Source organism: Methylobacterium sp. Leaf91, from assembly GCF_001422815.1.
Lineage (GTDB): Bacteria > Pseudomonadota > Alphaproteobacteria > Rhizobiales > Beijerinckiaceae > Methylobacterium.
The window spans coordinates 334,892-354,314 of the sequence record NZ_LMMP01000001.1 but is presented as its reverse complement, the minus strand read 5'-3'; the positions used below and the strand labels follow the sequence as shown (position 1 = coordinate 354,314).

General features: G+C 67.1%; 13 protein-coding genes. 7 read left to right on the top strand and 6 right to left on the bottom strand.

All coding sequences use genetic code 11. From position 1 onward, the window contains the following. Positions 1–9: 9 nt before the first annotated feature. Complete coding sequence (locus tag ASF32_RS01550) at positions 10–1,176, bottom strand: aminotransferase (protein WP_056422619.1); 1,167 nt, start codon at positions 1,174–1,176, stop codon at positions 10–12. A 388-nt stretch (positions 1,177–1,564) separates the two neighbouring features. On the opposite strand from ASF32_RS01550, the gene ASF32_RS25830 reads away from it, so the two are divergent. The 6 genes from ASF32_RS25830 (at position 1,565) to ASF32_RS01520 (ending at position 12,355) form a co-directional block, all read left to right on the top strand. Continuing rightward, positions 1,565–1,705, top strand: a complete 141-nt coding sequence (locus ASF32_RS25830; protein ID WP_200919012.1) for a hypothetical protein — start codon at positions 1,565–1,567, stop codon at positions 1,703–1,705. A gap of 272 nt (positions 1,706–1,977) precedes the next feature. Continuing rightward, entirely contained in the window at positions 1,978–3,396 is a 1,419-nt protein-coding gene (locus ASF32_RS01545; RefSeq protein ID WP_056422616.1) for an MdtA/MuxA family multidrug efflux RND transporter periplasmic adaptor subunit, read from the top strand. A gap of 271 nt (positions 3,397–3,667) precedes the next feature. Continuing rightward, a complete protein-coding gene (locus ASF32_RS01535; protein ID WP_056422609.1) occupies positions 3,668–6,781 on the top strand; it encodes an MdtB/MuxB family multidrug efflux RND transporter permease subunit in 3,114 nt (1,037 codons plus the stop codon). A 140-nt stretch (positions 6,782–6,921) separates the two neighbouring features. Continuing rightward, on the top strand, positions 6,922–7,368 hold the full coding sequence (locus tag ASF32_RS01530) for a DUF559 domain-containing protein (protein WP_082470632.1): 447 nt from the start codon (positions 6,922–6,924) through the stop codon (positions 7,366–7,368). Beyond that, positions 7,365–10,637, top strand: a complete 3,273-nt coding sequence (locus tag ASF32_RS01525; RefSeq protein WP_056422603.1) for an efflux RND transporter permease subunit — start codon at positions 7,365–7,367, stop codon at positions 10,635–10,637. The genes ASF32_RS01530 and ASF32_RS01525 overlap by 4 nt, the downstream gene beginning before the upstream one ends. 242 nt (positions 10,638–10,879) lie before the next feature. After that, positions 10,880–12,355, top strand: a complete 1,476-nt coding sequence (locus tag ASF32_RS01520; RefSeq protein WP_082490351.1) for an efflux transporter outer membrane subunit — start codon at positions 10,880–10,882, stop codon at positions 12,353–12,355. Positions 12,356–12,441: 86 nt separating this feature from the next. Here ASF32_RS01520 and ASF32_RS26780 read toward each other — a convergent pair whose 3' ends face one another. Together ASF32_RS26780 and ASF32_RS01510 are read right to left on the bottom strand one after the other, a co-directional pair. Beyond that, the gene (locus ASF32_RS26780) at positions 12,442–13,500 is read right to left on the bottom strand and encodes an endo alpha-1,4 polygalactosaminidase (protein WP_280136529.1); all 1,059 of its coding nucleotides are present in this window, start codon (positions 13,498–13,500) and stop codon (positions 12,442–12,444) included. 45 nt (positions 13,501–13,545) lie between these two features. After that, positions 13,546–13,938 carry a hypothetical protein gene (locus ASF32_RS01510; protein WP_156467631.1) on the bottom strand — a complete coding sequence of 131 codons (393 nt, stop codon included), beginning with the start codon at positions 13,936–13,938 and terminating at the stop codon, positions 13,546–13,548. Positions 13,939–14,212: 274 nt separating this feature from the next. Between ASF32_RS01510 and zwf the strand changes: the two genes are divergently transcribed. Next, positions 14,213–15,757, top strand: a complete 1,545-nt coding sequence (gene zwf / locus ASF32_RS01505) for a glucose-6-phosphate dehydrogenase (protein ID WP_082470602.1) — start codon at positions 14,213–14,215, stop codon at positions 15,755–15,757. Between the two features lie 359 nt (positions 15,758–16,116). Here zwf and ASF32_RS01500 read toward each other — a convergent pair whose 3' ends face one another. The 3 genes from ASF32_RS01500 to ASF32_RS01490 form a co-directional block, all read right to left on the bottom strand. After that, positions 16,117–16,896 carry a restriction endonuclease gene (locus ASF32_RS01500; RefSeq protein ID WP_056422591.1) on the bottom strand — a complete coding sequence of 260 codons (780 nt, stop codon included), beginning with the start codon at positions 16,894–16,896 and terminating at the stop codon, positions 16,117–16,119. Positions 16,897–17,698: 802 nt separating this feature from the next. Further along, positions 17,699–18,193, bottom strand: coding sequence for a MucR family transcriptional regulator (locus tag ASF32_RS01495; RefSeq protein WP_056422588.1), 495 nt, complete (start codon positions 18,191–18,193; stop codon positions 17,699–17,701). 564 nt (positions 18,194–18,757) lie between these two features. After that, the gene (locus ASF32_RS01490) at positions 18,758–19,420 is read right to left on the bottom strand and encodes a class II aldolase/adducin family protein (RefSeq protein WP_056422585.1); all 663 of its coding nucleotides are present in this window, start codon (positions 19,418–19,420) and stop codon (positions 18,758–18,760) included. Positions 19,421–19,423: the final 3 nt, after the last annotated feature.

Sequence of the window (19,423 nt, the reverse complement as noted above, 5' to 3'; positions counted from 1 at the left end):
GCCGCTTCATCAAAAGGTGCTCCGCATCAGGCCGGAGAGCCGCTCCAGGGCCGCGTCGAGGGTCGCATCCTGCTTGGCGAAACACAGCCTGACGAGGTTGCGCACGGCCCCCTGCGCATAGAAGGCGCTGATGGGAATCGCCGCCACCCCGTGCTCCCGCACGAGATGCTGGCAGAAGGCGACGTCGTCCGCGCAGCCGAGGCGCGGCCCCAACTCGGCGATATCGACAGTGAGGAAGTAGGTCGCCTGGGACGGCAACACGGAGAAGCCGAGGCCGGTGAGTCCGGCGCTCAGCCGGTCGCGCGAGCGGGCGAACCGGGCGCGCATCTCGATGAAATAGGCCTCGTCCTTGGAAAGCCCGTACGCCACCGCCTCCTGCAGGTTCGGCGGCGTGGTGAAGGTGAGGAACTGGTGCGCCTTCGAGACCACCTTGAGCAGAGCCGGTGCCGCCATGACGAACCCGACCTTCCAGCCGGTCAGGCTGAAGATCTTGCCGGCCGAGCCGATCTTCACGGTTCGGTCCCGCATGCCGTCGAACCCGATCAGCGGGCGATGGGGCCGTCCATCGAAGGTCACGTGCTCCCACACCTCGTCGCAGATGGCGGTCACGTCGAATCGCTCGCAGAACCTCGCCAGCAACGCGAGATCCTGTTCCCCGAACATCGTCGCGGTCGGGTTGAGCGGGTTGTTGAGAACGACGACGCGGGTGCGCTCCGAGAAGGCCTGCTCCAGCGCCCCTTCGTCGAGGCGGAAATGCGGGGGCCGCAGGGTGACGAAGCGCGGGATGCCGCCGGCCTGCCGGATGATCGGCAGGTAGGCGTCGTACATCGGCTCGAACAGCACGACCTCGTCGCCGGGCGAGACCAGGGCGAGCAGGCTCGCGGCCAGGGCCTCGGTGGCGCCCGACGTCACCATCACCTCGGTGTCGGGATCGAGAGCGAGGGCCTGATGGCGCTCGTAATGGGCGGCGATGGCGCGGCGAAGCACCGGCAAACCCATCATCGGCGGGTATTGGTTGTAGCCGTCGCGCAGGGCATCGGCGGCCTTCTCGCGCACATCCGCCGGCCCGGGATCGTCCGGGAAACCCTGTCCGAGATTGATCGCCCCGAGCTCGCGCGCCAGCACCGACATCACGTCGAACACGGTATTGGGGAGGTCGGCGAAAACAGGGTTCATCCGGGAAACGCTCGTGGGCGAAAAACTGAAGCTGACGTCGTCCGCCCCCTCGGTAGCATGGGCGTTTCGGGCCGGAAATCGTGCCTTTGGGAACGTGCGCGATCGCACGCCCCTCCGCCCGTAATCCCGGACCGCGCCTGACGATTGTTGACATTCATCAGGCGTAACGTAGGTTCTGGCCATGGCCGGAGCGGTCGCCGCTCAACAGGAACACCGCCCCCTCGTTTCGGTTGGGCGACGTACCGCTCCGGTCCTTCCCAAGAAGCCGATCCCCCCAAGGATTGAAGTCGTCGCTCCGGCTCGGGGCGGCGGCTTTTTCCGCGTTCCGCTTGTGCTTCGATGGTCCTCCGGGTTAGCGACCTCGTATCGGATCACGAGGACGACCGCGTTGAGTACCCGCGCCTGCTGCGCCCTTGCCTTCCTCATCGCTTTGGCGGGAGCGGGATTGCGCCTCGCCATGCCGGTGACGCCGCCGGACGCGGCCTACCACGCGGTGGTCGAGGCCTACCCGTCGAAGCCACTCCCCTGAAGGCTTCCGCCGATCCGCCGCCGGAACGTCGGAAACAACCCGGAAACTTCCGCGCCGCACTGGCGTCGCAATAATCCGGCATGCCCGGCCGCGATGCTGAGCGATCGATCGACGGGTAAGACCCACCGGCAACCCAGCGCGGCTCCCGGCACTGTCCCGGATCGGCGCCCCGCTGCGCGGTGGTCGCGCCCCCTGTTCCCTCGGGACTCACGTCGCCATTTCGTCCAGACTGCGCGGTGCCGTTCGGGAGCGATCGGCTGGATTGTCGAGGCATGAACGAACAATCGCCCATCCGGACCGAAACGGCCCGGGAATTCAGACCGGACACCCCGGCGCCGACGCGCCGGCGAAGCCGTGTGGGAACATGGTTGATCCTGCTCCTCCTCCTCGCCGGGGCGGGAGCGGCCGGCTACAGATTCTATCTCGCGCCCAAGCTCGCTCCCAAGACGGAGAGCACGGCCGACGGCGCGCCCGCCCGCGGCAAGGGCGCCCGTGGACGTCCGGGCGACATGCCACAGGCGGTCGGGGTCGCCACGGTCTCCACCGGCGAGATCCCGGTGGTGCTGTCGGGCCTCGGCACGGTGACGCCGCTCGCCACCGTGACGATCCAGTCGCAGATCAGCGGCTATCTCACGGAGATCGGCTTCCGCGAGGGGCAGACCGTGAAGAAGGGCGATTTCCTCGCCCAGATCGATCCGCGCATCTACGAGGCGCAACTCGCCCAGTACCAGGGCCAGCTCGCCCGCGATCAGGCCCTGCTGCAGAATTCGAAGCTCGACCTCGCCCGTTTCCAGCGCCTCAGCCTGCAGGATTCGATCTCGAAGCAGAACGTGGACACGCAAGCGGCCCTGGTGAAGCAGAACGAGGGCACGGTCGCCATCGATCAGGCCCAGGTCGACCAGCAGAAGCTCAACATCGCCTATACGCGCATCGTCTCGCCCGTCGAGGGCCGCGTCGGCCTGCGCCAGATCGACCAGGGCAATTACGTCACCGCCGCCTCCACCAACATCGTGGTGGTGACGCAGCTGCACCCGATCTCGGTGGTGTTCACCCTGCCCGAGGACGACGTGGCGCGCGTCATGCGCCGCCTGCGCTCGGGGGCGAAGCTCACGGTGACCGCCTATGACCGGGGCGATGCCAACGTGCTCGCCACCGGCACCCTCGACACGGTGGACAACCAGATCGACACCACCACCGGCACGGTGAAGTTGCGCGCGCTGTTCGACAACAAGGACGAGAGCCTGTTCCCGAACCAGTTCGTGAACGCCAAGCTCACCGTGGATACGGTGCGGGACACGCCCATCGTCCCCACCGCCGCGATCCTGCGCGGCACGCCCGGCGCCTATGTCTACCTGCTCGACAGCGACGACAAGGTCGTGGTCCGGCCGATCACCGTCGGCGAGGCCGATGGCACGCGCAGTGCCGTTACCAAGGGGGTGGCGGTCGGCGACCGGGTTGTGGTCGATGGGACCGACCGCCTGCGCGACGGCGCCAAGGTCCGCGTCACCGAGGGCGGCAAGGGCCAGCCGGCGGCACCCGGCGAACCTGCGGCGCCCGGCCAAGCCGCACCTGGCCAAGCCGCACCTGCAACCGACGCCCCGGCCACGACATCGACCCCCGCCGCCGGGACGCCTCCCGAAAACCCGCCGCAGAAGCGCGAGCGCCGCAGAGAGCGGCCGGCGGCGCAATGAGCGCCTTGTTGCCTATGAATGGCGCGCTGTTCGCCGCATCCATGGCCGCACCGGATGTCACAGTGATCCGTTTCCTGGCGAAGGCTTGGGCGGATCGCACGGGTAGCGCGGGTTCCCTCTCCTGGAAGGAGAGGGACAGGGTGAGGTGTGTGACCTTTCCGGAGATCGACTACACCTCACCCCAACCCTCTCCTTCCAGGAGAGGGAGCGCGTGGCGCTTCACGCCGACGGTCGGGCAAGTCCGAGACCCGGTGGGGGAAGGGCTCGCCCCATGAACCCGTCCCGCATCTTCATCCTGCGTCCCGTCGCCACCACGCTGTTCATGCTGGCGATCCTGCTGGTCGGCATGGTGTCGTACCTGAACCTGCCGGTCTCGGCCCTGCCGTCGGTGGAGTACCCGACGATCCAGGTGCAGACCTTCTATCCCGGCGCCAGCCCCGAGGTGATGACCTCGGCGGTGACGGCGCCGCTCGAGCGACAGTTCGGCCAGCTCGCCAACCTCAACCAGATGACCTCGCAGAGTTCGGCGGGCGCGTCGGTGATCACGCTCCAGTTCAGCCTGGATCTCGGCCTCGACATCGCGGAGCAGCAGGTCCAGGCGGCGATCAATGCGGCGGGCAACCTGCTGCCCTCCGACCTGCCGGCGCCACCCATCTACGCCAAGGTCAACCCGGCCGACGCGCCGATCCTGACCCTGGCCCTGACCTCGACGACGATGCCGCTCACCGAGGTGCGCGATCTCGCCGAGACGCGGCTCGCCCAGAAGATCAGCCAGGTCTCCGGCGTCGGCCTGGTCAGCATGGGCGGCGGTCAGCGGCCGGCGGTGCGCGTGCGCTTCAACTCTCGGGCGCTGGCCGCCTACGGCCTCAACATCGACGACCTTCGCACCACCATCACCAACCTCAACGTCAACACGCCGAAGGGTACGATCGACGGGCCGACCCAGTCCTACGCCATCAACGCCAACGACCAGATCCGCGATCCGAAGGCCTACGAGCAGGCGATCATCGCCTACAAGAACGGCTCGGCGGTGCGGCTCTCGGACGTCGCCGACGTGGTCAACGGCCCGGAGAACACCAAGCTCGGCGCCTGGATGGACGAGACGCCCGCCGTCATCCTCAACATCCAGCGCCAGCCCGGCGCCAACGTCATCGCCACCGTCGACAAGATCAAGGCGCTGCTGCCCCAGCTGCAGGGGACGCTGCCCGCCGCGATCACGGTGACGCCGCTCACCGACCGCACCACCACCATCCGCGCCTCGGTCCACGACGTGCAGGTGGAACTGGCGCTCGCCATCGGCCTCGTGGTGCTGGTGATCTTCCTCTTCCTGCGCAGCCTGTCCGCGACCCTGATCCCGAGCCTGTCGGTGCCGCTCTCGCTCATCGGCGCGCTCTCGATCATGGACCTCTACGGGTTCTCCCTCGACAACCTGTCCCTGATGGCGCTGACCATCGCCACCGGCTTCGTCGTCGACGACGCCATCGTGGTCATCGAGAACATCGCCCGCCACGTGGAGGAGGGCGATTCGCCGATGGAGGCGGCCCTGAAGGGCAGCCGCGAGATCGGCTTCACCATCATTTCGCTCACGGTCTCGCTCATCGCGGTGCTGATCCCGCTCCTGTTCATGGGCGACGTGGTGGGGCGCCTGTTCCACGAATTTGCCATCACGCTCGCCGCCACCATCGTGATCTCGGCGGTGGTCTCGCTCACTCTCGTGCCGATGCTGTGTGCCCGCCTGCTCAAGCACGCCCCGGAGGCGGAGCGCCGCGAGGGATTCATCGCGCGGGCCGGCCGTAGGGCCATGGACGGGGTAATCTCCGGCTACGGGCGGATGCTGCGCATCGTGCTCAACCACCAGGGCCTGACCCTGGTGGTCACCCTCGGCACCATCGCGCTCACCGCCTACCTGTTCGTGGTCATCCCCAAGGGGTTCTTCCCGGTCCAGGATACCGGCGTCATCCAGGGCGTGACCCAGGCCGACCAGACCGTCTCCTATGCCGAGATGGCCGACCGCCAGCAGCAACTCGCCCGGATCGTCCTGCAGGACCCCGATGTGGCGAGCCTGTCCTCCTTCATCGGCGTCGACGGGCAGAACGTGACGCTGAATTCCGGACGGTTCCTCATCAACCTGAAGCCGCATGAGGGCCGCGCCACCGAAGCAAGCGCCATCATCCGCCGCCTCACCGAGGCGACGCGCGGGGTCGCGGGAATCCGGCTCTACATGCAGCCGGTGCAGGACCTCACCATCGATACGGCGGTGAGCGCGACGCAGTACCAGGTGATCCTGGAGAACCCGAACCTCTCGGAATTCGAGACCTGGGTGCCGCGCTTCGTCCAGGCGCTGCAGCGCTCGCCGCTGCTGTCGGACGTGGCGAGCGACCTCCAGGGCAACGGGTTGGCGGCCTACATCACCATCGACCGGCCCACCGCGGGCCGCTACGGCATCACCCCCGCCACCGTGGACAACGCGCTCTACGACGCCTTCGGCCAGCGCATCGTCTCGACGATCTTCACCCAGTCGAACCAGTACCGGGTGATCCTCGAGGCCGACCCGGACCTGCACAAGACTCTCGACAGCCTCAACGGCATCTTCCTGCCCTCCTCCACGGCGGCCTCGGGCCAGGTGCCGCTTTCGGCGGTGGCGCGGATCAGCGAGCGCCGGGCGCCGCTTCTCATCAGCCATCTCGGACAGTTCCCGGCCACCACCGTCTCGTTCAACCTCGCCGAAGGCGCGGCGCTGGGCGATGCGGTGCAGACGATCGAGGCGGCGCGGAAGGAGATCGACCTGCCGCCGAGCTTCCGCGTGGTGCCGCAGGGCTCGGTCTTTGCTTTCCAGTCGGCGCTCTCGAACCAGCTCTTCCTGGTGATCGCCGCCATCGTCACCGTCTATATCGTCCTCGGCGTGCTCTACGAGAGCTTCGTCCATCCGATCACGATCCTCTCGACCCTGCCCTCGGCGGGGATCGGCGCCCTGGTCGGGCTGATGCTCTTCGGCATGCCGCTGGACATCATCGGCGTCATCGGCATCGTGCTGCTCATCGGCATCGTGAAGAAGAACGCGATCATGATGATCGACTTCGCGCTCCAGGCCGAGCGCGAGGAGGGCATGGCCCCGCGCGACGCGATCTACGAGGCCTGCCTGCTGCGTTTCCGCCCGATCCTGATGACGACGCTGGCCGCCCTGTTCGCGGCGGTGCCGCTCATTCTCGGCACCGGCGTCGGTTCCGAACTGCGCCAGCCGCTCGGCATCGTCATCGCCGGCGGCCTCATCGTTTCCCAGGTGCTGACCCTGTTCACCACCCCGGTGATCTACCTCGCCTTCGACCGGCTGGAGCGCCGGTTCAAGCGCGGCGGCGGCGCGAAGGCGGCGGGGGTGACGCCGTGATCCGGGACCTTGCCGTCACTCTCCCTCCCCCCTCTGCGGGGGAGGGTGGCCCCCGAAGGGGGTCGGGAGAGGGGAACCCGGTTTCCGGATCGGACGCGCAGAGCGACGATGGGCGGACCCTCGTCAGACCCACTCCACATCTGCGTGCGTTCGCTCGCGAGCAACGTCGGCTCCGTACCCTTGCCGAGGATGCGTTCTGGCAGCAGGTGCGCGGTAGCCGCTTCCGTGGGCTCAAATTCAGACGCCAGGTTCCCCTGCCGCCCTACATCGCCGATTTCCTCTGCGCCTCCGCCCGACTGATCGTCGAACTCGACGGAGCCCCGCATGACGAGGCCGAACGCAGTGATCGCGACGCCGCGCGCGATGTCTGGCTGCGGGAGCAGGGATTCGAGATTCTGCGCTTCCCGAATGACCGTGTCCTGAGCGATCTCGCCTCGGTCCTCGACACGGTCGGCGCGACCGTCGAGGCGCGGCTGGCTCGCGCCGCGTCCGGCCGCGTCGCTCCCCTCTCCCGACCCGGCCTGACGGCCGGGCCACCCTCCCCCGCAGAGGGGGGAGGGAGTATGCGCCCGGCTCCCCGCCCATGAACGTCTCCGAACCGTTCATCCGCCGTCCGGTCGCCACGACGCTGCTCACCATCGGGGTACTGCTGGCGGGGATCTTTGCGTTCTTCAAGCTGCCGGTGGCGCCGCTGCCGCAGGTGGATTTCCCCGTCATCCTGGTCCAGGCGCAGATGGCCGGGGCCTCGCCCGAGACCATGGCGACGACGGTGGCGGCCCCCTTGGAGCGGCGGCTCGGCATCATCGCCGATGTGGGCGAGATGACCTCCACCAGTTCCGTCGGGACGGTGCGGATCGTCCTGATGTTCAATCTCAACCGCGACATCGACGGGGCCGCCCGCGACGTGCAGGCGGCGATCAACGCCGCGCGGGCCGACCTGCCCACCGCCCTGCGCTCGAACCCGACCTATCGCAAGTTCAACCCAGCCGATGCGCCGATCCTGATCCTCGGCCTGACCTCGAACACCCTGTCGCCGGGCCAGCTCTACGATTCCGCCGCCACGGTGGTGCAGCAGAAGATGTCCCAGCTCCCCGGGGTGGGGAATGTCGATATCGGCGGCTCGTCGCTCCCGGCGGTGCGGGTCGAACTCGATCCCACCGCCCTCTACAATTACGGGATCGGGCTCGAAGGGGTGCGCGCCGCGATCGCCTCGGCCAACGCCAATTCCCCGAAAGGCGCAATCGAGACCGACACCCGCCATTACCAGCTCTACGCCAACGACCAGGGCCGGGTGGCGGCGGATTACCGTGACATCGTCGTGGCCTACCGCAACGGGGCGGGCGTGCGTCTCACCGATGTGGGCAAGGTCGAGGATTCGGTGGAGGACAAGCGTAATCTCGGCCTCGTGAACGGCCGGCCGGGCGTGATCCTGTTCATCTACAAGCAGCCCGGCTCCAACGTGGTCGACACCATCAAGGCGGTGAAGGCGGCGCTGCCGCAGGTCCAGGCAGCGCTGCCGGGAGACATCGACCTCACCGTCACGGGCGACCGCAGCGCCACGATCCGTGCCTCCCTCGCCGAGACCGAGGAGACCCTGATCATCGCGGTCGTCCTCGTCATCGGCGTGGTCTTCGCCTTCCTGCGCTCCGGCCGGGCGACCCTGATCCCGGCCGTGGCCGTGCCGATCTCGATCATCGGCACCTTCTCGGCCATGTACCTGCTGGATTACAGCCTCGACATCCTGTCGCTGATGGCCCTCATCATCGCGACGGGCTTCGTGGTGGACGACGCCATCGTCGTCCTGGAGAACATCCAGCGCCATATCGAGCTCGGCAAGCCGAGGGTGGAGGCCGCCCTCACCGGGTCGAAGGAGGTCGGCTTCACCGTCATCTCCATGACCCTGTCGTTGATCGCGGTGTTCATCCCGATCCTGCTGATGGGCGGCATCGTCGGGCGGCTGTTCGAGGAATTCGCCGTCACCCTGTCCCTGGCGATCCTGATCTCGCTGGTCCTCTCGCTCACCACCACGCCGATGATGTGCGCGCTCCTGCTCAAGCGTGAAAGCGTGCCGGAGGGAGAGGCGCCGCGCCGCCCCAACCTCCTGATCCGGGGGCTGGAAGGCGCCTTCGAGGGAACGCTGCGCGCTTATGAGCGGACCCTGCGGATCGCCCTCGCTCATCGCCGCCTGGTGCTGCTCACGCTGTTCGCGACGATCGGGCTCAACGTCTATCTCTACATCATCGTCCCCAAGGGATTCTTCCCCGAGCAGGATACGGGTCAGATGATGGGCGGCATCCAGGCCGACCAGCGCATCTCGTTCCAGGCGATGAAGCAGAAGCTGGAACAGGCGACCGCCATCGTGCAGGCCGACCCGGCGGTGGACAGCGTCGTCGGCTTCACCGGCGGGCGCGCCACCAACTCGGCCAATGTCTTCGTCGGCCTCAAGCCGCGGGGCGAGCGCGCCTCGATCACCGAGGTGATGACCCGGCTGCGCCCCAAGCTGGCGCAGGTGGCGGGCGCCCGGCTGTTCCTGTTCCCGCGCCAGGACCTCCGCATGGGCGGGCGCCAGAGCTTCGCGCAGTACCAGTACACCCTCCAGGGTGACACGGCCGACGAGCTCTATGCGGCGGCGCCCCGGCTCGTGGAGGCGCTGCAGAAGAATCCGGTCTTCGCCGATGTCACCTCCGACCAGCAGGAGGGCGGGCTGGAAAGCCGCCTCGTCATCGACCGGGCCACGGCCTATCGCTACGGCATCACGCCCGACAAGATCGACAACACGCTCTACGACGCCTTCGGCCAGCGGCAGGTCTCGACGATCTACAATCCGCTCAACCAGTACCACGTCGTGATGGAGATCGCGCCGCGCTACCTGCAGAGCCCTGAGACCCTGAAGACCGTCTTCGTCTCGACCTCCGGCGGCAAGGCGCGCGGCTCGGCCATCACCAACGCGGTGGCCGGGACGGTGGCGGGGGCCGCGACGACGGGGACGACGGCCTCCACCATCGCCGCCGATTCCGCCCGCAACGCCGCCTCCAACGCCATCGCGGGCGGGGCGGGGGCCTCGTCCAGCGCCCCGGTCTCGAGCGCCAAGGAGACGATGATCCCGCTCTCGGCCTTCGCCCGGGTCGAGACCGCGAACGCGCCCGTGCAGGTGAGCCACCAGGGCCTGTTCGTCGCGACCACGCTCTCGTTCAACCTGGCGCCGGGCAAGAGCCTCTCGGACGCCACCGCCGCCATCGAGGAGGCCGAGGCGGCCTTACGCCTGCCGGCGACGATCCACGGCGAGTTCGCGGGCGCCGCCAAGACCTTCCAGGCCTCGTCCTCGCGCCAGCCGCTGCTGATCCTGGCCGCGCTGCTGGCCGTCTACACCATCCTGGGGATCCTCTATGAGAGCTTCGTCCATCCGGTGACGATCCTCTCGACGCTGCCCTCGGCCGGCATCGGCGCGCTGCTGGCGCTCCTCGTCTCCGGCACGGAATTCACCATCATCGCGCTGATCGCGGTGTTCCTGCTCATCGGGATCGTCAAGAAGAACGCGATCATGATGATCGACGTGGCGCTCGATGCCGAGCGCACGCGCGGAGCCACACCGAAGGATGCGATCTTCGAGGCCTGCCTCTTGCGCTTCCGGCCGATCATGATGACAACGCTGGCGGCCCTGCTCGGCGCCCTGCCTCTCATCCTCGCCGGGGGCGAGGGGTCGGAGATGCGCCGCCCCCTGGGCATCGCCATCGCCGGCGGCCTGATCGTGAGCCAGCTCCTGACCCTCTACACCACACCCGTCGTCTACCTCTATCTCGACCGCCTCCGCCGGCGGAAGCCGACGCCCGGCGTTTCGGTGAGCCCGGCCGAATGAGCGGGCGTGACCGGACGATGCGACCCGCGCGTAGCAACCCTCCCCCCACGGACCTCGGGCTTGCCCGAGATCCGTCTTTGGCTGGCCAAGTCGGGCAGACCCGACTTGGTGCGGGGGAGGGTGCCTGCGGAGCAGGCGGGAGAGGGGCCGACCTCTCCGGTCAGGGCGCTCCCCTCTCCCGACCCTCGCTCACGCGAGGGCCACCCTCCCCCGCAAAGGGGGGAGGGAAGGGGCGTTGGTGCCTGCCCGTCCTCGCCCTCGCCGCAACCCTCTCCGGCTGCATGGTCGGGCCCGATTACTCCCGCCCCTCCGTGGAGACGCCGCTGGCGTTCAAGCAGGGCGGAATGCGTGAGGACAGTGTGGCCCATGTCGCCACGCGGAAGGGGTGGCGCGCGGTGCAGCCCAATGACGGGGCCGAGCGCGGCGATTGGTGGCGCGTGTTCCGCGACCCCGCCCTCGACCGGCTGATCCGCCTCGTCGACGTGGACAACCAGAACCTGCGCGTCTCCCTGGCCTCCCACGACCAGGCGCGCGGCCTCGTCGCCCAGGCGCGCTCGGCGCTCTACCCCACGGTCATCGGCGCGCCGACGATCACGCGCTCGCGGACGCTCGGCACCGAGCGCACCTCGGTCTCGCTCCAGGCCCAGGCCTCGTGGGAGCTCGACCTGTTCGGCCGCATCCGGCGCAACATCGAGAGCGAGGTCGCCAATGCCCAGGCGAGCGCGGCGGATCTGGCGGCGGTGCGCCTGGCGATCCAGTCCGAGGTCGCCACCAACTATTTCAGCCTGCGCTACCAGGATTCCCTGCAGCGCCTGCTGAACGAGACGGTGGAGGCCTACAAGAAGAGCCTCGCCATCACCGAGAACCAGTACAATGCCGGCGTGGCGGCCCGTTCCGACGTGATCACGGCGCAGACGCAGGTGCAATCGACCCAGGCCCAGGCCATCGCGGTGGGCCTGCAGCGCGCGACCTTCGAACACGCCATCGCGACGCTGATCGGGCGGCCGCCCTCCGAATTGTCCCTGCCGAAGGGGAGCCTGCCGAAGACGCCGCCCGCGGTTCCGGTGGGCATCCCCTCCGCCCTGCTGGAGCGGCGCCCGGACATCGCGCAGGCCGAGCGCAGCGTCCAGTCCCAGAGCGAGCAGATCGGCGTCGCCGTGGCGGCCTTCTACCCGACCCTGGTCCTCTCGGGCTCGGGCGGCGTCTCGGGGCTGACCAGCAACGGCGTCTTCTCGGCGGCCAACCAGGTCTGGTCGGTGGCCGCGGCCGGCAGCGAAACCTTGCTCGATGGCGGCGCCCGCACCGCCGCCGTGCAGATCGCGAGAGCCGCCTACGACGCCACGGTGGCGACCTACCGCCAGACCGTGCTCACCGCCTTCGCCGAGGTGGAGAACGGCTTGGCCGGGGTGCGCATCCTCGCCCGGCAGCAGGCGGCGCAGGAGGAGGCCGTAGCCTCCGCCCGCCGCGCCGTGGAGATCACCCTCAACGAATACCGGGCGGGTACCCAGAACTTCACCACCGTCATCACCGCCCAGGCGTTGGAACTGAACAACGAAGTGACCGCCCTGCAGGTGCGGCTCAACCGCTTCACCACGGCGGTGAGCCTCATCCGGGCGCTGGGCGGCGGCTGGGACGTGCGCAGCCTTCCGACACCCGACGAACTCAAGGGCGACCGCCTGCCGATCGACCGGGGCCAAGCCGTCCGCACGGACGAGTGAGCCGTCCGCACGGACGAGTGAGCCGTCCGCTGCGGGCGGATGGCGAGGGATTGCACGGGCGGTGACGGTGCGCGGCGCCGCGCGGATCAGCCGATGATGAGGAAATCGGAGGCGGCGAGGGCCGTCTCCTTGGTGAGATGCGCGAACAGGACGGGTTTGTAGGTCGCCCCCGAACCGTCCCGGTCGAAGAAGAGATCGCCCGTCGCCGTGTCGTAGAGGATGCGGTCATCCGCATCCGAGGCTCGGGTGCCGATGGCGAAGGCGCCCTTGGCGAGCCGCCCGGTGGCGAGCCCGAGGAAGACGTCGTCGTCCAGCTTGACGGTGTCGTCGGCCCGCGAAAAGTCGGTGATCCGGCCGACGTTCCTCCGGGCATCGAGGGCGGTGGCGAACACGAAGACGTCGTCGCCCGCCCCGCCCTTCAGGCGATCCTTCCCGGCGCCACCGAAAAGCGTGTCGTTGCCGTCGCCCCCGAACAGCGTGTCGTTTCCCGCCCCGCCGAGGAGTCGGTCCGCGCCCGCCCTCCCGTCGATCCTGTCGTTGCCGGCGAGCCCGTCGATCCGGTCGGCGAGGACGCTGCCCCGCAGGATGTCGGCCTTGCCCGTCGGCAGGATGTAGGCCGGGTCGCCGTCATGGGTGCCGACCAGTCGGTCGAGGCCGCGCGTCGGCGCGGCGAAGGGGATGAAGCCGTCGGCGAGGGCCAGGGCATCGAACTCCGCCACGCGCGCGGCACCATTGACGTAATCGACGGAGAAGACCGGCTTTCCGTTGCCGAGGAAATCCTGCTTCAGGATCTCGATCGTCTCGGCATCGGGCCTGAGCGGATTGTTCTCGTCGCGGGCGCCGCGATAATAGAGGTCTTCCACCGCGATCCCGCCGATGACGTCGAGATAGGCTTCCCTGCGCGCGGTGTCGTTGCCGAGATCGTTGAGGATCCAGGCGCCGTTCTGCGGGATGACGAAGAAGTCGGGGTTGGTCTCGCGGGCATGTTCCGTGAGCGCGACGACGAAATCGACCATGCGCTGCGCGGCCTGCTTCACCGAGACGGGGTCGCCAACCTGCCGGTCCTTGGCGGCGACTTCCGTGCCCCAGAAATAATAGCCGTCGACGATGTCGAGATAGGCGGCGTCGAAACCCGCCGCGACGATGGCGTCGACATCGCCCGTCCGCGCGTCGTTGAAGAGGATGTCCTGCTACTCCTCGTCCCAGAAGCGCACCTTGCGCGATTCCGGCCAGTCGGGATTGAGCGGCCCGAGCCAATCGGGCGCCCGCGCGCCGAGGCCGCCCTCCGCGAGTCCCGTCTCTGTCCAGCCGGGCTGCCAGTAATCGCGAAAGTCGGACGCCTCGCCGATGGAGATGTACGAGACGACCACGGAACGTCCGCCCATCCCGTCCTTCATGCGCGTGATGTCATCGGCCGAGAACCGGAGGGCGTTGGTGCCGTCGCGGGAGGAATCGATGACGAGGAGGTCATGGGTCGCCGAGGCGAGCAGGTCCCGGTCGAGGGGCGCGCCATCGCGTCCTTGCAGTTCGTATCCCCAGGTCTCGACCGCGACGGTCCCGGTGGAGGTCCTGAAGGTGGCCATGGGTCGATCGGTCCTCGCATCCGGCTTCGTCGCGGCGAGCGTCCCGCCAGGCATGGCGGGCGTTCGGCCTCTCTATGGGGTCGCAAGCCCTTAACGGAGGCTTCGATCGGTCCGGCGTTTTCGATGCAAGCGATGCGTCCGATGTCGGCCGCCGGGCGCGGGCCATGTTCCGCCACCACGGCAGCGTGATCGCTGCTATGCACCATGGATCGGAACGGCACGGCGCAAATCCGGTTTGACCCGCGTCGCCGATCCATCCCGGAGTATCCGTCCCATGAGCCGATCCGACGTCCCAGCGAGCGACGGCAAGCAGAAGCTCGCCAGTTCCGAGGTCGAGACCGCCCCGCCCTGCACCCTGGTGATCTTCGGGGCGGCCGGCGACCTGACGAAGCGCCTGCTGATGCCGGCCCTCTACAATCTCGCCGCCGGCGGGCTGCTCTCCGAGGGGCTGAAGATCGTCGGTATCGACCATAACGACCGGACGAGCGAGGGTTGGCGCGACGACCTCTCGCAGACGATGCAGTCCTTCACCCAGGACCGAACCTCCGAATTCCACCCGGACTCCATCGATCCCGCCCATTGGGGCTTCATCCGGGAGCGCCTGACCTTCACGAAAGGGGATTTCGAGGCGGCGGAGACCTATCGGCGGCTCGCCCAGGACATCGGCGGCAACGCGATCTTCTACTTGGCCGTGTCCGCGCGCTTCTTCGGCCCGGTGGTGGACCATCTCGGTGCCGCGGGCCTGCTGAAGGAGGGGGAGGGCGCCTTCCGGCGCGTGGTGATCGAGAAGCCCTTCGGCACCGATCTCGCCTCGGCGCGCGCCCTCAACGCCCGCATCCTGAACCAGGCCGACGAGAGTCAGGTGTTCCGCATCGATCACTTCCTCGGCAAGGAGACGGTGCAGAGCATCCTGGCGCTGCGCTTCGCCAATGCCATGCTGGAGCCGATCTGGAACGCCCACCACATCGACCATGTGCAGATCACCGCCGCCGAGACCATCGGCGTCGAGCAGCGCGGCGGCTTCTACGAGCCGACCGGCGCGCTGCGCGACATGGTGCCGAACCACCTCTTCCAGCTTCTGTCCATGGTGGCGATGGAGCCGCCCGCCAGTTTCGATGCTGAGGAGATCCGCAACGAGAAGGCGCGGATCGAGGAAGCCGTGCGGCCGGTGACGCCGGATCAGGCGGTGCGCGGCCAGTATGCGCCCGGCGAAGAGCACGGTCATGCCGTGCGGGGCTACCGCGAGGAGGCCGATGTCTCAGCCGATTCCCGCACCGAGACCTACGCGGCCCTGAAGCTCTCCATCGATAACCCACGCTGGTCCGGCGTGCCGTTCTACCTGCGCACGGGCAAGCGTCTGGCCGGGCGCCTCACCGAGATCGCCGTGCATTTCAAGCCGCCAAGTCATGGCCTGTTCGCCGGCACCGATCTCGCACCGAACGTCATGCGCGTGCATATCGACCCGGACCAGGGCTTGAGCACCCGGTGGAACACCAAGCGGCCGGGGCCGGACATGCATCTCGGCGCGGTCACCTCCTCCGTGCGGTTCGGCGATTTCTTCACCGAAGCGCCGAGCGTCGGCTACGAGACCCTGATCTACGATTGCATGATCGGCGACCCGACCCTGTTCCAGCGGGCCGACGCCATCGAAGCGGGCTGGGCCGCCGTCGACCCCCTCATCCAGGCCTGGAGGGATGCCCCGGTGGAGACCTATGCGGCGGGCAGCGATGGACCGGCGGGGGCGGATGCTCTGCTCGCCCGCGACGGGCGGGCCTGGCTGCCTCTCGCGGAGGGGATCGTGGATTCACCCATCCGCTAGACGGCTGTTCCCTTTATACAGGCGGCTTCGACATGAGGCGCAGCGGAACTCCCTCTCCTGAAAGGCAGGGCTATCGCATATGCCGATTTGCTCGTTGAGAATCGAATCGCAGCCCCCCGTCATCCCGGGGCCGCGCAGCGGAGCCCGGGATCCAGAAGCATAGGTGGTGCAGGACTTTGCACCGTCGGCGGATCTGGATTGCACGCCTCTGGCGCGGCCCTCCGGGTCCGGGCTCGCCTCTGGCGACCCGGAATGACGGCGTGGTACCATATGCGATGGCCCTCTCTTTCCTGGAGAGGGGACCCGTGGTGCCCGCGACATGTAGGAATATCGTAGCGCAGAGGGGTGAGACTTGTGCGTCAGGCCGGCTCGGCGTCGAGCCGCCGGGATCTGCGGATGGGCGCGAGCGTGCGCAGGGCATCATGATGGAGGAGGAGAACGCCGGTGGCGCCCGACAGCCTGCGCGCGGCGGGGGTGAAGCCGGCATTGGAGACGACGGCCGCCATATCCGCCTGCCAATAGCGCGCTGCCGCCGAGGCCTCCTGCACCGCCGCGTTGCCCACGGGCTTGGTGTAGCGCTTGCACTGGAGGACGAGGCGGATGCCTGAGCGCTCGGCGACCACGTCGGCCCCCTGGTCGCCGCTGGCCTTCGTCGGGCGCGCCGACCATCCCGCCTCGCGCAGCGCCTCGGCGCAGAAACGCTCGTAGGCGATGCCGTCTTCCGGGGCCTCGTCCTCGTCCGGCAGAGCGACGGACAGGGCAACGTCGTCGATGATGTCGAGGACGATCGGCCAGCGGGTATCGGCGAGATCGGTGAAGCCCTTGGCGTCGAGATGCGGCAGGATCGACCGCTCGGCGAAGTAATCCCGCTCGCGCAGCCAGCCATCGTCGATCCGGTTGCCGTAGGCATCCTCGAAACATTCCTGGCGGCGGCGGAGGGCGAGGGTCTCGGCATGGGCGCGCGCGAGCCGGCGCACCGTCCGCCTGAAGCGCCGGGGCCTGTCGAGGCGATGCAGCAGGATCAGGCAGAGACAGAGGCCGGTCGCCGCCAGGGCGGGGAGTCCGAACCAGAAGGCAAGGCCCCCACCCAGGAGGGTGGTCCAGAACAGGCGCGCGACAAGGCTCGATCGACCGGACATGCGCACCCTTTCCCGCTGCCAACGCGCCCGCATCGGCCGCGCCTTCTTTCGCAGAATGCCGGGAGGGTCTTGCGACGGGCCTAACGCCGGCTCGCTCCAGAAAAACCGCCTGCTCCGATAGTGCCGTGCGGCGCGAGACGAAATCGGATGTCGTCAATCGACATCAGGCAAAAATGATTGGATTCATTCCCCTGGATTGGTTCAAATTCATTCACGTTGAAGCGTATTTGAGAAGGAAACGCACAAGGTGGATGATGTTGCCGTTAGAACTGGGGGATTATTTATTATTTTGCATGCAGATTGGCCCCAAAGAGTCTCGGGACAGGAAAGCGCACGCGTTCCATCGGAGATATGCTCGGTCGCTCCGTGATCGCGACCGATGATATCTGTGTAGTTTTCTTGTGGATGAGGATGCCATTGGGCCGTGTGCCGGCCCCGACCGCGCCGAGCACATCCGTTTGGCGTCCGGACGAGTAATCCGCTCACGGCGGCCCCATCGATGCGGCACACCTTCGTCCGCTCGTGAGAGAGCGGGGTACCACTCGCCTTCTCAAGCGAGAGAGCCTCTGATTCCGCGACGAAGCTCGATGAAGCGTTCGCAAGCCTGAAACGGTAGATCAAAAACGCGTAGAGCTGCATCCGACATGACTGCGTCAAATCGAATGCAGTTCTCCGTGTTCGTCCGACCGTGCATGCTTTAGACGAGGCGATTGTCCGCGTCGTCTCATCCTGCTTCAGCTCCAGGCCTTCGTTGTGTCACGCTCTTTCTAGCCAAAGCGGCATCCGCTTCGGCAGAGAGGCTTTAGGAGGCCAGAGCCGCGCGGGGGCGACGGCCGCGCGGTGCGGGAGAGGTCGGGGCTTCGGCGGCGGGGGGCTTTACGCGGGTCTTCCGGCGCTGCTGGCCCAGACCCATGTTCTTCGCCAGTTCCGACCGTGCGGCTGCGTAGTTCGGGGCAACCATCGGATAGTCGCTCGGAAGGCTCCATTTCGCCCGATACTCGTCAGGCGTCATGGAATAGCGGGTCCGAAGGTGACGCTTCAGCGATTTGAACTTCTTGCCGTCTTCGAGACAGATGATGAAGTCCGGCGTGATCGAACGCTTGATGGATACGGCCGGCGTCAACGGCTCGAATTTCTCCGGCGAAGCGGCCGCCGTCAGGTTGCTCAGGGTCGCATGGATCGATGCGATCAGCGCTGCGATATCCGAAACAGGTACGGAATTGTTGCTCACGAATGCCGAGACGATGTCGGCGGTAAGCTCAATGTAATCCGTTACAACGTCGTTCTCGAGTTCCACGCTCACCCCCGGAAGTAGGACAGTTTTAGACCGGCCCAAGGCACCGATCGATGCGGGCGGAAGGGTCTTGTCATCAACATGAGTTGACTAGGCAGTTCGTAGGGCAGCCATTAACAAAGCGCAAGAGGCTATGGCAAGACCACATCCTTAATGAAAACTGGAATGAAGCTTCGGGTCTGTTGGGGGAGCTTCAAGCACCGCAGAATTGGCTGATGTTACCGGGAGGGAGAGGATTTTTTTTATCCCCTCAGCTCTGAAAAAAATTGCAGGCGACCATAGAAGCGGCAATTTAATTGTTGAATTGGAACCTTGCTGCCCAGGTCTGAGCTATTTTAGGTCAGTTTCGCAACTTTGAATGTAGACTTCCGAAATAAACTACACGCTTTGTAAGAATGTCTAAGCGTCCGTCGAATCGGCTGCCGAAACAGCCTTCCGTTGCGCAGGAGAAGAAAAGTTTTTCTGGGAATCTGCTGCCGAAAGACCGTTCAAGCCGTAGATGAGGGGCGATGCAGTCGGTTCTACGTAATCATCGCACCCCGTTCCGTCCGACAGAGTCGGATGTTCTCACGGCGCTACGTCCCGGCTTCGCGGCCCATAGCTTTCGAACCGCCTGACGGTTCGGGCGATCTCGGCATCCGACAGTATGATTGGTTTGCCCACCTGCAGCGCGGCTGCATATTGTCGGCATAGTGCTTCCATCTCTACCGCCAGCCACAACGCTTTCGTGACGTTGCTGCCGATGGCGATCATGCCATGGTTGGCCAGCAGGCAACCAAGGCGATCCTCCAGGGCCGCGACGGCCGCGACAGAGAGCTCTTCCGTACCGTAGGGCGCGTAGGGTGCGCAGCGTATAGTCGGGCCGCCCGCCGCCGCGATCATGTAATGGACGGCGGGAATCTCTTGTCCGCACATGGCAAAGGCGGTGCAATAGGTCGGGTGGGCATGCACGACGGCGCCGATCTCGGGTCGCCGCTGCAGGATATCGCGATGAAAGCGCCATTCGGAAGAAGGGGCGAGGGCATGGTCATGACCGCCCGCCATGGTCATCGGCACGATGTCCTCCGGCCGCAAGTCGTCGGCCGGGATGCCGGAGGGCGTCATGAGAAAGCCGTCGCGATAGCGTACGGAGACGTTTCCGGCGGTGCCCTGGCTCAGTCCCAGTGAGATCAGGGACCGCATCGCCTCGACGATGGCGCAGGAAATCTCGTAAGCTTCTGGTTCTGACATGTG

What these genes read in the sequence shown, in the direction of transcription:
- ASF32_RS01525 (WP_056422603.1), top strand. Translation starts at nt 7,365, where the DNA reads ATGAACGTCTCCGAACCGTTCATCCGCCGTCCGGTCGCCACGACGCTG.
- ASF32_RS01535 (WP_056422609.1), top strand. Translation starts at nt 3,668, where the DNA reads ATGAACCCGTCCCGCATCTTCATCCTGCGTCCCGTCGCCACCACGCTG.
- zwf (WP_082470602.1), top strand. Translation starts at nt 14,213, where the DNA reads ATGAGCCGATCCGACGTCCCAGCGAGCGACGGCAAGCAGAAGCTCGCC.
- ASF32_RS01545 (WP_056422616.1), top strand. Translation starts at nt 1,978, where the DNA reads ATGAACGAACAATCGCCCATCCGGACCGAAACGGCCCGGGAATTCAGA.
- ASF32_RS01550 (WP_056422619.1), bottom strand. Translation starts at nt 1,176, where the DNA reads ATGAACCCTGTTTTCGCCGACCTCCCCAATACCGTGTTCGACGTGATG.
- ASF32_RS01490 (WP_056422585.1), bottom strand. Translation starts at nt 19,420, where the DNA reads ATGTCAGAACCAGAAGCTTACGAGATTTCCTGCGCCATCGTCGAGGCG.
- ASF32_RS01500 (WP_056422591.1), bottom strand. Translation starts at nt 16,896, where the DNA reads ATGTCCGGTCGATCGAGCCTTGTCGCGCGCCTGTTCTGGACCACCCTC.
- ASF32_RS01510 (WP_156467631.1), bottom strand. Translation starts at nt 13,938, where the DNA reads ATGGCCACCTTCAGGACCTCCACCGGGACCGTCGCGGTCGAGACCTGG.